This is a genomic window from Vibrio sp. B1FLJ16 (assembly GCF_905175385.1).
In the GTDB taxonomy this organism is placed as follows: domain Bacteria; phylum Pseudomonadota; class Gammaproteobacteria; order Enterobacterales; family Vibrionaceae; genus Vibrio.
In genome coordinates this window covers 419,316-431,616 of record NZ_HG992750.1, presented here as the reverse complement: position 1 = coordinate 431,616, position 12,301 = coordinate 419,316, and the positions used below count along the sequence as shown (strand labels likewise).

Annotated in this window: 9 protein-coding genes; 5 read left to right on the top strand and 4 right to left on the bottom strand. The window is 44.4% G+C overall.

The genetic code is table 11. From position 1 onward, the window contains the following. Positions 1-62: 62 nt before the first annotated feature. Positions 63-2,054: a transketolase gene (gene tkt / locus KHN79_RS16030; RefSeq protein ID WP_182010681.1), complete on the top strand. Its 1,992-nt coding sequence runs from the start codon at positions 63-65 to the stop codon at positions 2,052-2,054. 121 nt (positions 2,055-2,175) lie between these two features. Here the strand turns inward: tkt and KHN79_RS16025 are convergent, their stop codons facing one another. The 3 genes from KHN79_RS16025 to aroG all read right to left on the bottom strand — a co-directional run bounded on the left by KHN79_RS16025 (position 2,176) and on the right by aroG (position 6,311). Then, positions 2,176-3,744, bottom strand: a complete 1,569-nt coding sequence (locus KHN79_RS16025; RefSeq protein WP_182010682.1) for a PAS domain-containing methyl-accepting chemotaxis protein — start codon at positions 3,742-3,744, stop codon at positions 2,176-2,178. A gap of 212 nt (positions 3,745-3,956) precedes the next feature. Continuing rightward, on the bottom strand, positions 3,957-5,129 hold the full coding sequence (locus KHN79_RS16020; RefSeq protein ID WP_182010683.1) for an MFS transporter: 1,173 nt from the start codon (positions 5,127-5,129) through the stop codon (positions 3,957-3,959). 129 nt (positions 5,130-5,258) lie between these two features. Next, positions 5,259-6,311, bottom strand: coding sequence for a 3-deoxy-7-phosphoheptulonate synthase AroG (aroG, locus tag KHN79_RS16015; RefSeq protein ID WP_182010760.1), 1,053 nt, complete (start codon positions 6,309-6,311; stop codon positions 5,259-5,261). A 450-nt stretch (positions 6,312-6,761) separates the two neighbouring features. Here aroG and KHN79_RS16010 point away from each other — a divergent pair, with 450 nt between their 5' ends. Then, positions 6,762-7,736 carry an OmpA family protein gene (locus KHN79_RS16010; RefSeq protein WP_182010684.1) on the top strand — a complete coding sequence of 325 codons (975 nt, stop codon included), beginning with the start codon at positions 6,762-6,764 and terminating at the stop codon, positions 7,734-7,736. Between the two features lie 284 nt (positions 7,737-8,020). Beyond that, positions 8,021-9,244 carry a response regulator gene (locus tag KHN79_RS16005; protein ID WP_182010685.1) on the top strand — a complete coding sequence of 408 codons (1,224 nt, stop codon included), beginning with the start codon at positions 8,021-8,023 and terminating at the stop codon, positions 9,242-9,244. A 121-nt stretch (positions 9,245-9,365) separates the two neighbouring features. Here KHN79_RS16005 and KHN79_RS16000 read toward each other — a convergent pair whose 3' ends face one another. Then, positions 9,366-9,968 (bottom strand): beta-phosphoglucomutase family hydrolase, encoded by a 603-nt coding sequence (locus KHN79_RS16000; protein WP_182010686.1) that lies wholly within the window; start codon positions 9,966-9,968, stop codon positions 9,366-9,368. Between the two features lie 76 nt (positions 9,969-10,044). Here KHN79_RS16000 and arfB point away from each other — a divergent pair, with 76 nt between their 5' ends. After that, positions 10,045-10,458: an alternative ribosome rescue aminoacyl-tRNA hydrolase ArfB gene (arfB, locus tag KHN79_RS15995; protein WP_182010687.1), complete on the top strand. Its 414-nt coding sequence runs from the start codon at positions 10,045-10,047 to the stop codon at positions 10,456-10,458. Positions 10,459-10,503: 45 nt separating this feature from the next. After that, positions 10,504-12,273, top strand: coding sequence for a methyl-accepting chemotaxis protein (locus KHN79_RS15990; RefSeq protein WP_182010688.1), 1,770 nt, complete (start codon positions 10,504-10,506; stop codon positions 12,271-12,273). Positions 12,274-12,301: the final 28 nt, after the last annotated feature.

Genomic DNA, 12,301 nt, shown 5'->3' with positions numbered 1-12,301 from the left:
GGAACGATTGCGTTCCCCTGCTAATTTTCCTTTCCTAGAATTAAACATATTCGGTAATTATTATGGATCGCAAATATCTAGCAAATGCAATCCGTGCGCTAAGCATGGACGGTGTTCAACAAGCTAACTCAGGCCACCCAGGTGCACCTATGGGTATGGCTGATATCGCTGAAGTTCTTTGGCGCTCTCACCTAAACCACAACCCAACTAACCCAGAATGGGCTGACCGCGACCGTTTTGTACTGTCAAACGGCCACGGCTCAATGCTGATCTACTCTCTGCTGCACCTAGCAGGCTACGAGCTATCAATTGATGATCTGAAAAACTTCCGTCAGCTTCACTCTAAGACTCCAGGTCACCCTGAGTACGGCTACGCACCAGGTATCGAAACAACTACAGGCCCTCTAGGTCAAGGTATTACTAACGCTGTTGGTATGGCGATGGCTGAAAAAGCGCTAGCGGCTCAGTTCAACAAAGAAGGCCACGACATCGTTGACCACTTCACTTACGCATTCATGGGTGATGGCTGTCTGATGGAAGGTATCTCACACGAGGCATGTTCTCTGGCGGGTACTCTTGGCCTAGGTAAACTGATTGCATTCTGGGATGACAACGGCATCTCTATCGATGGTCATGTTGAAGGCTGGTTCTCTGACGATACACCTAAGCGTTTTGAAGCGTACGGCTGGCACGTAATCCCAGCAGTAGATGGTCACGACTCTGCAGCAATCAACGCAGCAATTGAAGCAGCTAAAGCAGACCCTCGTCCTACTCTAATCTGTACTAAGACTATCATCGGTTTCGGTTCTCCTAACAAGTCTGGTTCTCACGACTGTCACGGTGCACCACTTGGCGCAGAAGAAATTGCAGCAACTCGTAAAGAACTAGGTTGGGAGCACGGTCCTTTTGAAATTCCGCAGGAAGTCTACGCAGAATGGTCAGCGAAAGAAGCAGGCGCAGCTAAGGAAGCAGCGTGGAACGAGAAATTTGCAGCTTATGAAGCAGCATACCCTGAGCTGGCAGCTGAATTTAAACGCCGCGTAAACGGCGAGCTACCTGCTCAGTGGGAAGAGAAAGCAAGCCAAATCATTGCTGATCTTCAAGCGAATCCAGCTAACATTGCATCGCGTAAAGCATCGCAAAACGCACTAGAAGCGTTTGGTGCGCTTCTACCAGAATTCATGGGCGGCTCTGCTGACCTAGCGCCTTCTAACCTAACTATGTGGTCTGGTTCTAAGTCTCTAGAAGCAACTGACTTCTCAGGTAACTACATCCACTACGGTGTGCGTGAATTCGGTATGACAGCGATCATGAACGGTATCGCACTACACGGCGGTTTCGTTCCTTACGGTGCAACTTTCCTAATGTTCATGGAATACGCTCGTAACGCAATGCGCATGGCTGCTCTGATGAAGATCCAGAACATCCAGGTTTACACGCACGACTCTATCGGTCTTGGCGAAGATGGCCCAACTCACCAACCAGTTGAGCAAATGGCTTCTCTACGTCTGACTCCGAACATGAGCACATGGCGTCCATGTGACCAGGTTGAATCTGCTGTAGCTTGGAAACTGGCAATTGAGCGTAAAGACGCGCCAACTGCGCTTATCTTCTCTCGTCAGAACCTAGCACAACAAGAGCGTACAGCTGAGCAAGTTGCAGACATCGCTAAAGGTGCTTACATCCTGAAAGATTGCGAAGGCAAGCCAGAGCTTATCCTAATCGCAACAGGTTCTGAAGTTGAGCTAGCGGTAGAAGCAGCAGCACAACTAACAGCAGAAGGTAAGAAAGTACGCGTTGTTTCAATGCCATCAACGGATGCATTCGACAAGCAAGACGCAGCTTACCGTGAAGCAGTACTACCATCAGATGTCACTGCACGTATCGCTATTGAAGCGGGCATCGCAGACTTCTGGTACAAGTACGTGGGCTTTGGCGGCAAGATCATCGGTATGACTACTTTCGGTGAATCTGCACCAGCAGGCGAACTGTTCAAGATGTTTGGTTTTACGACTGAAAATGTAGTGAACACAGCAAAAGAGCTTCTAGCTTAATCAACGATTAGCTTTCAAGCACTTGTTTAATAAACAAAGCCCCGCTTACACAGCGGGGCTTTTCTTTTCCAACTTGTCTAGCCGAACAATGTACTTCCCACTGACGGCAAATGAAGGTTATCTAAGACTGTTTATCTTCGAATCGAAGCGCTAACTGATAGAAATCTTTGACTTGTTCTTTCAACTGAAGACTATTTTGTTCAACAGAATGTGTCGCTGCTAAGTTTTGCTCTGCCGTTGAGGCAATAGACTGAACATGCAGATTGACATCACTGGCTAGTTTAAGCTGATTATCTGCTGTCTGCGCAACATCAACCATTAAACCACTCATGGTTTGCATCATTTGCTCGACTTCCGACAAACGGCGTGTACTTTGTTCAGCAACTTCAGAACAAGCATCCGTTTGATCTTTATTCGCTAGGATGTCTTTCTGCCAGCTCTGAATCGTAGACAACATAGTAGAAAGCGACGCCTGAATCTGCTCAGTTGCATTGGATGTACGGCCAGATAACGCCCTTACTTCGTCCGCAACCACGGCGAAACCTCGACCTTGCTCACCTGCCCTTGCCGCTTCAATTGCAGCGTTTAAAGCGAGTAAATTAGTTTGCTCAGCAATACCGCCGATCTCGTCCATCAAGCTATTTACTTTCTGAGCCTGATCACTGAGCTGGTATGTTGTTTCGGTTGCTTTCTCTGCCTGAAGGCTCAATTGAGCCAAATTGTCATGAGTCTGAATAATGGTTTCTTTTGCCATCAGACACGACTTAAGCGTGTCATCAATAAGCAGGTGCGCATCGTTAGTAGCCGAAGATGCGGAAGTAGCCGATGTTTCGACTTCCTGCATTGCATCTCGTACTCTTCGAATGTCTATATTTTGCTGATTCAGCGCGTCATGCACTTCCGCCGTTGTCTGGCTAAGAGCAGCGGCACAGTCTTGCAACGGTAAAGCTGAATCTGTCATACGCCCCAGTACGGTGCGGATACGAGCCGAAAGCATTTTGATATGGAAGTCTGCAATAGAAAATGCGCTGTCTCCGGAATAAATCAAACGACTTACGCTGTCATATTGCTTTTGTAGCTTTTTAAGTTGTTTCGGGGTATCTATCAGTTCCTGACGGAATAGCAGCGCTAATATACCAGCTGGTAACGCGCTGGCTAACCATGCCAATGGCCCTTGAGCAGATAACGCATAAGCGGCTGCTGGAGCGGTTAATGCACCGAGTAATATAGCGTAACGCAGCGTTTCGTTTATTTTAAGAGACCAGGTGCGACCAGACTGTTCTGCCGCTTTCATTGTCTTATAAGCTTTATCTGCGATATCGACCCATTCGTGTTTTGGCTTAACGCGGACAGACTGATAACCAACGATCTGGTTGTGTTCGTATATTGGTGTCACATAAGCATCGACCCAATAATACCCGCCAGACTTAGTGCTGTTTTTCACCATACCGCGCCACGCGTTACCTTTCTTGAGGCGCGCCCACATGTCACCGAATGCCCCTTTCGGCATATCGTTGTGACGAACAACATTATGGTTTTTACCTACCAACTCTTCATGTGTATATTCTGCAACGCGACAAAACGCCTCGTTACAGTAAGTAATAACACCTTGCAAATTTGTCGTAGAAACCAGTTCTTCGAACTCTCCAACGAGAGTCTCTTTAGCTTTGTAATTATTATTAGCTGACATAGTTGAGCTTCTGTTATATTTTGTTACATTCAGTTTGTTATATACAGGATTGTTAAAACTAATACAAAAGAATTAGTCAACAACTGGCAGAGGGTAGCGGTTAATCCCCCTAACCCACATCCTTTAAACTGTAAATAACTATAAATTTCGATACGTTACGCATAAAGAGATCTGACCACTACCTTAAATCTTTACTTTCGTTTATATGGAAATCAGGCGACCTGAGATGACTTTTTATTAAGCCCTTTAGTAAAGAAGATCACGACAACCAATAAAACAACAGGAAGTACAAATAGGTTTAGATTCTGCCATCCAACCGTCGATTCAAGCCAGCCAGAAAGCAATGCGGTAACCGTAACGCAACCAAACACCAAAAACTCATTGAACGCCTGCGCTTTACTTCGGTTCTTAGCCTCATAACACTGGCTAAACAAACCTGTTGCTGCGATAAACATAAAGTTCCAGCCCACACCCAACAGCACCAACGCTAAACTAAAGTGCCAGATAGATACGCCGTGAATGTTAATTGCAATACACGCAATAAATAACAAACCACCCGCAAGTATCATATTTTTTGAGCCAAAGCGTTCAATCAAACGTCCGGTAAAAAACGCAGGTGCAAACATTCCAAGCACATGCCACTCTATGACACCCGCCGCCTTTTCAAAATGAAAACCGCAGCCGATCATAGCTAAAGGCGTTGCTGTCATCAGAATGTTCATTACCGCATAAGCAACCATTGCCGCTATGACTGCTACCATGAAATTGGGTTTGCGAATAACATCAGCTAACTTATCTGCTTTTGAATGAGACAGTTGGGCGTGAGCAGAAGGAAAACGAATCGTTTGTAGCAAAACCAATGCGGTTATATAAAGAACGATCAACACGGAAAAAGCACTGATGTATAGGCCATCACTAGACCACTGTTGCGAATAAACCGCTAAATTAGGTCCAAGCATTGCTGCTAACACGCCTCCCGCCATGGATATTGAAATCGCTCTGTGTCTGGCCGACTCTTCACACACCTCTATTGCGGCAAAGCGATACAGTGTTCCAAAGCCAATTCCTACACCCAACAAGAAAGTAGAAAGACAGAAAAGATAAAAGTGTTGTTGAGTCAAAGCATAGGTTGCCAGCGTCGCCCCGATAATACCTATGATATTTCCCAGACTGAAACCCAAACGTCTACCCAATTTCCCCATAATTAATGAAGCGGGAATGGTCGCAGACATTAAGCCAAGAAACTGAATCGCTACTGGGAGAGTAATAAGGCTTGCAGAAGGCGCGAGTGTTTTCCCAATAAGCCCCACCACGGAAATCAGGAGTATATTTCCGGTCATTAAAAGCGCTTGGCAAAGTGACAACAACCATACATTACGATTCAATTTGTTATTCCTTTCTTAAAATTCCCTGCGGATAACATAAATGAAAGGCAGATTGATAGAAAGAGACGAGATAAATAAAAAGAGCCAGAGGCAAACACCTCTGGCTCTTTTTATTTAGCTAAGATTGCTTTACTTATTTCGGCGCGCTTTCACAGCATCTGAAAGCTGGCGCAATACTGTTTCAGTGTCTTCCCAGCTGATACACGCATCTGTAATTGACTGACCATAAACAGCAGCCTTACCGTCAACAAGATCTTGTCGGCCTTCAACAAGGTGAGACTCAATCATCACACCAAAAATCGCTTGTTCTCCACCAGCAAGCTGCTCTGAAACATCATCAGACACTAACATCTGACGCTTAAACTGTTTTGAGCTGTTCGCGTGACTGAAATCGATCATGACTTTTTGAGGAAGACCAGCAGCTTCGAGCTCATCTTTAATTTGAGCTACGTGAGCCGCACTGTAGTTTGGCTCCTTACCACCACGCAGAATAATATGGCAGTCTGGGTTACCTGCGGTTTCAACAATCGCTGAATGACCATATTTGGTTACCGATAAGAAATGGTGAGACGAGCTTGCCGAACGTATCGCATCACTTGCAATCTTTATGTTACCGTCGGTTCCGTTCTTGAAACCTACCGGACAAGATAAACCTGATGCCAGCTCACGGTGTACCTGAGATTCTGTAGTACGAGCACCAATAGCGCCCCAGCTGATAAGATCGGCAAGGTACTGTGGCGTAATCATATCCAAAAATTCACTTGCCGTAGGTAGCCCCATGTCAGTGAGGTCCAGAAGAAGTTTGCGTCCCATTCGCAAGCCGTCATTCAGCTTAAATGTATCATCGAGGTACGGGTCATTGATAAGACCTTTCCAGCCCACAGTAGTACGCGGTTTTTCAAAGTAGACTCGCATTACTACTTCTAGTTGTTCACCTAGCTCATCACGCAATACTTTTAGTTTTTTGCCATACTCAACAGCCGCTTCTGCATCATGAATAGAGCAAGGGCCAACGATTACTAATAATCGATCATCCTTCCCTTCTAAAATGTTGTGTATCGCATTACGACAATCGAAAGTAGTTGAAGAAGCAGTTTCAGTGGCTGGGTACTTCTCTAAAACTGCTACTGGTGGTAACAGCTCTTTTACTCTGTTTATTCTTACATCATCAGTTTGAAACATGGCTTCTACATCCTGGTTGTTATTACTCACCCACTGCTGCCAACTGTCTGTCTTGCAATCATAAAGCTTTATGCAACAGGGGCTGTGGTTCATTTCTTTCTATCGATGCAAATAACTTATCGGCTTAGACGTAGACTTTCAATCACTTTTTGCAAATAAATGCAAACAATCCAGCGCTGTTAATTACAAAACACAGTGTAAATTTAGATGTACACAAAAACTTCTAATTTATCTCATATTTTGCTATGCCTCTAAAAATCTTTACTACAATGTAAGAAATATCAGAAGTTTGTGAGGTCTTGAATCCAAAAAAGTTTATCTAGTTCTAAGTTTTTGTTGCTTGATGTGAACATAGTTGCCTATTAAACTAATATCTTATAAAAGCAGGTTTTTTCTTCAATTTGATAACACGACGTATAAATTTATATGCAATCAATACAAGGAAACATTATGAACAAAGTAGCAATTGCAGTAGCAGCAGTGGTAGTTGGTAGTAGCGCTCTTCTAAACTCTGCTCAAGCTGAATGGTATATCGGGGGCAAAGTGGGCATGAGTACTCTGGACGATGCTTGCTATCTAAATAGCCCTTGTGATGATGATGCATTCGCGGCCGGGATGCATGTAGGTTATGGCTTTAACGATTACTTTGACCTTGAGTACGGAGTTGACTACCTAGGTGATTACAAAGCGAACTTTTACGCAGGTGATGGTCTAGTTAATACTATCGATGGCGACCTATGGGCAGTGACTCTTGCACCAAAACTTAACCTACCTCTATCTGACTCTTTCAGCTTGTTTGGTAAGCTAGGTGGTGCCTACATGATGTCTGGTGACGAAGAAGACTTCGTCGGAACCGGTTCTTTAGGTGCAGAATACACCCTCGACAGAAACTGGAGCCTACGTGCCGAGTATCAACGCTACCAAGACATCGATGATGACGTTTTGGATAGTATGGACGCAAACTTCTTCAGCGTCGGTGTTAACTACAAATTCGCTGCAGCTCCTATCGTAGCGGCTGTGGTTGAGCCGGAGCCAGAACCAGTACTAATGACCAAGACTCACAAAGAAGAGTACGGTGCTGGTACGTTTGAGTTCGACAGCTATGACCTGACTAACAGTGCGAAAGAACGTCTGGATAATTTCATTAACTTCCTAAATGAATACCCACAATCTGTTGTCGAGATCACAGGTTACACAGATAGCTCTGGTCCTGCAGCTTACAACCAAAAACTGTCTGAGCGCCGTGCACAGTCTGTTGCGGATTACCTAGTAGCTGGTGGTATTGATGCTGGTCGTCTAACTGTATCGGGCATGGGTGAAGAAAACCCAGTTGCAGACAACGGTACTCACGAAGGCCGTGCTCTAAACCGTCGAGTTGAAGTTCGTGTTCCTGAGTTCCAATATGAAGAGCTAGTTCAGCCATAAGCTAAATTATCTCACTAAATAAAATGACTGGGGTGCAAAAGCACCCCTTTTGTTTAGCAATAACCCACTTCTGTTCTATTTATTCCTGTGTATCCGATTGAACAATACTAATCTAAATCAGTAGTTAACGATTCTTATCAGTCAAAATACAAGCGCCGACAAAAAACCACCACCATCCGACAACAATTCATCTTATTCCTACAAACAATCTCTCTGAACTAGTGTATAAAAAGCTCCCTGTAAAAACGTTAGTCAACGTCGATTTTGTTTAAGGTAAAGCAATAGTGAATCGTTCAAGCAATTCTGTATTAGTTATAGATGGAAGCCGTATTTTCCGGAACTATCTGAACACACAACTTTCAGACCTGGGCTTTGAAGTATCGCTTGCTAAAGATCTGTCTGAAACTAAGAGTATTCTAAATCAGCGCTGTGACTTCGCTTTTGTTGTATCTTGCTACCGTTTGCAGGATGCGGAAGATGGCGAAGTTATTGACCTACTGCTTGAGGAAAAGCTGAAAGTCGTTGTTCTTACTGCAAAGTTTGAGCAGCAAACACGACAAGAGCTTATGAGAAAAGGCGTCATGGATTATATCCTTAAAGATAGTCTTAGCTCAGTCCAATACGTAATTCCATTTGCTAAACGAATAAAGAACAACCAATATCACCATGCCCTGGTGGTTGATGACAGCTCGATGATCCGTCGTAACATTTGCAGCTTATTGGAATCACAATACATTCGCACGACTCAGGCAACGAACGGTGAAGAAGCCTTACAGCTCTTAGCCCAAAATCCTGATATCACACTCATCATCAGTGATAACTATATGCCAGAAAAAACTGGCCTAGAAATGATCCATGAGATCAGGCGTCAGGCGACATACGGCGATATTTCTATCCTCGGCCTATCAAGTTCTGAAGACAAAACGATGACGGCGCAGTACTTGAAAGCAGGTGCCAATGACTTCCTGCACAAGCCATTTAACCAAGAAGAACTGTTCTGTCGTGTGAACCAGTTGCTGAACATGCAAGAAGCAAACAAAGAGTTGTTCAAATTAGCAAACCAAGATGCTTTAACCGGGCTTTGGAACCGCCGTTACCTGTTTGATACCGCGGGAACATCTAAAGCAACACGCTGTATCGCCATGATGGATATAGACTTTTTTAAGAAAGTGAATGACCAGTACGGTCATGACGGTGGTGATGCCGCTCTTACTCATATTTCAGCAATGCTAAAAGAAAACTTTGGTGATCAGGTCGTGGCCAGGTTTGGTGGTGAGGAGTTCTGCATCCACTATAACGGTCCATTTGAAGAGTTCTGCACAAAACTGGATACGATGCGCTCGGCTATCGAAGCCGACCGTGTTGAACATCAGGGACAAACCATTAAGTACACGATTAGTATTGGCGCTGCATGTAACGACGGTACGTTAGACGAACAGATAAAAATTGCCGACACCAGACTGTACAATGCTAAAAAGGCTGGCCGCAACCAACTGATCAACTTTTAACCTGTCCTCTCAACAATTAAAACTAACCAGGCGATGTACATCATCTCCAAAAGCCACATCAGTTCAGCACAAAAAGGTTTATCCCACCGATAAACCTTTTTAAACACAAACTTTCCTAGCATTATGGCTTAGGGAAAAAGACCAACGCTTCACCATCGACCATAACGCAGTCCATTCCTGCTGCATGCGCAGCACGCTTACCTAACTCAGTATCTTCAAATACCAGACATTCCGCAGCATCTAAGCCCAACTGTTCAGCTGCCACTAAAAATGTATCGGGCATCGGCTTATGATTAACCACATCACTGGCAGTAACCACAGCGTCTAACTTATCCAACAAGCCCGAGTGACTCAATAGACGCATTGCGCTTTCACGCTGGCTTCCCGTCCCTACCGCTATTTTCTTTTGACCTAAATACTCTTCCAAGACATTGTTCGTGCAAGGAATGATGTCACCATGTAACTCCATCGCTGCGAACGTTTCCATCTTAAACTTTGCTACCGTTTTCGGATCGAGGGAGAGTCCGTGTAAATTGTTTATTTCAACGACTATTTTGAAACTCGGCATTCCACCTAAACTGTGTAGCCATTCCTGGCTAAAAGGGAACTCGAATCGCTCGGCAGTCGCTTGCCAGGCAGCAAGGTGGGCTGGCATGGTATCTAACAAGGTGCCATCCATATCGAATATGAATCCCTCATACGGCCTAAAATCTATTGCACTCATCTCTTTTCTTCTATTTCTACATCTGTAATGTTAATTTATCAGCTCTCTCAATTACCCTGACTCTCATTCATTTATCATGCTAAAAATTGGAAATACGATCACAATTCAGGAATGGGAAGTTCAGTTATCCCCTATAAGAGCTCAAGGAAATGGCGGGCAGAACGTTAATAAAGTAGCGACTGCAATTCATCTGCGCTTTGACATACATCATTCAAGTATACCCGTAATCTTTAAAGAGCGATTACTTGCTCTTTCGGACAGCCGTATATCTAAGGATGGTGTGGTTATTATCAAAGCACAACAATTTCGGACGCAGGAACAAAATAAAGAAGATGCTCTTAACAGGCTTCAAGAGTTGATTGCATCTGTCACCTTACAAAGAAAGAAGCGGATAAAAACAAAACCAACTCGCGCTTCGCAACGTCGTCGGCTTGACAATAAAAACAAGCAGGGCACTAAAAAACAACAGCGAAAAAAAGTGCTGTATTAGAAACAGGCACTAAATTCTCCCCCCACTCTTTTAGGAAACAACGATATGACTATTCGGCAAAAACTCTACTTCCTCGGAGCTGTCGCCATTTTAGGTATTGTGACCCTTTTGGGCAGCTCATCTCATTTTGCCAATCAGAGTAACGAACTTAATCACGCCATTAAACATGTGGGTGATTTAGAAATTCGTTTGCTAAACTTACGCCGTAATGAAAAGGACTTTTTGCTTCGCAGTGATGTCAAATACTTGGACAAATTCAATGACAACGCGGAACTTTTCCTTCAACTCGAAGAGGAGTTGGCAGAAATACTTACCGATTTTGATCTTCCTTCCAGTCAACAGTTGAAGAAAGACTTACTGGATTATCAGAAAGGCTTTCAGTCACTCGTCGCCGCTTATCAGAAATATGGTCTTAATAGTGAAAGCGGCCTTCTGGCCCGGTACGACCCCCTGTTACTTGACGCTAAAAAAGTTGCAGACCACCAGCAGATATTGTCCCTTATCCACTTTGATAACGCGGTAAAAGCCGGACTGATCGATTCAGATCTGTTACGAGGTATCAACGCACCTGAGTTATTAAAAAGCGCCCAACAGGTGGCCAGTCAAAAACAGTTAATCGGTGTGGCTTACAACAAAGGATTACTAGGGGAAACTCGATCACTATCTCATACCGTCGAGGAGCAATTCGATACTTTTTCTTCAATGCTGACTAAAGCCACGATTGAGCGTGAAGAAAGCATGGCAACGATTAAGCAAGTGATCACTGCTTTGGTATTGGTTTTGATTTTTGCGCTTATCTGGCAAATTTCTCGTTCAATTAATGTCCGCGTAGGTAGCCTGCTAACGACAATAAAGAGCATCAGCGAAAGCAATAATATGGCGCTGCGTTCCGATCTAGAGGGCAAAGATGAGCTTTTCGATATCAGCCACCACCTGAATGACCTGTTGGAGAAACTCGAACGCTTAATCCAGAGCACTCAAGAGAAATCGATGCAGCTTACCGGTAGCACCCAAAATATGCACCGAGAGCTTGAGGGCGTGATGGAACAGTTCCACGCTCAAACTGATCATACATCATCAATGGCTACGGCAGTTCAGCAGATGGTTGCAACAATCGGAGAGATCTCAGAAAGCACATCGGTCGCGGTTGAAGGCGTTCATCAAGCGGCAAATAATGCAGAACAAGGCCGTACTGTTGTCGAAACAACCGTTACAAGTATTGGTCAGTTAAGCAATATCTTATCAAGCAGTCAGCGATCTATCGGCTCTTTGAATCAGCATGTTGATAAAATTGGTGGTGCAGTAAATATTATTCAGGAAATCGCTGAACAGACAAACTTACTTGCCCTGAACGCTGCTATCGAAGCTGCTCGTGCGGGTGAGCAAGGTCGAGGTTTTGCGGTAGTAGCCGATGAAGTTCGAGCACTGGCAAGTCGGACTCACCAATCTACAGAAGAGATCACCCGCGTGGTGACGGATATTCAATCCCAAATGTCGACCGTCGTATCCGACATTGAGCAATGTAATGCACAAGGCCAGCAAACCCTTGGCGCATCTGAACAATTGGATGCGAGTCTACAACAAATCATCGCTGACATGCACACTATTCAGGGTAACTCTGAACGCATTGCCTCTGCAATCGAAGAGCAAGGGATCGTGATGAATCAGGTAAGTGACTCTATCAATGAGCTCAATGTGATTTCGGAAAACAACATGCAATCAGCACAAGAGTGTTTACAGGAAGTGGATTCCGTTTCTGCTCAAGCACACGACATGGATGCAGCTGTTGCGGAGTTTAAAACCCGGGCTAAGTAAACCGGTACGCTTTTATTTCGCGAACCAA

Coding starts and splice junctions, on each gene's coding strand:
- tkt (WP_182010681.1), top strand. CDS start 63: ATGGATCGCAAATATCTAGCAAATGCAATCCGTGCGCTAAGCATGGAC.
- KHN79_RS16025 (WP_182010682.1), bottom strand. CDS start 3,744: ATGTCAGCTAATAATAATTACAAAGCTAAAGAGACTCTCGTTGGAGAG.
- aroG (WP_182010760.1), bottom strand. CDS start 6,311: ATGTTTCAAACTGATGATGTAAGAATAAACAGAGTAAAAGAGCTGTTA.
- KHN79_RS16010 (WP_182010684.1), top strand. CDS start 6,762: ATGAACAAAGTAGCAATTGCAGTAGCAGCAGTGGTAGTTGGTAGTAGC.
- KHN79_RS16000 (WP_182010686.1), bottom strand. CDS start 9,968: ATGAGTGCAATAGATTTTAGGCCGTATGAGGGATTCATATTCGATATG.
- arfB (WP_182010687.1), top strand. CDS start 10,045: ATGCTAAAAATTGGAAATACGATCACAATTCAGGAATGGGAAGTTCAG.
- KHN79_RS15990 (WP_182010688.1), top strand. CDS start 10,504: ATGACTATTCGGCAAAAACTCTACTTCCTCGGAGCTGTCGCCATTTTA.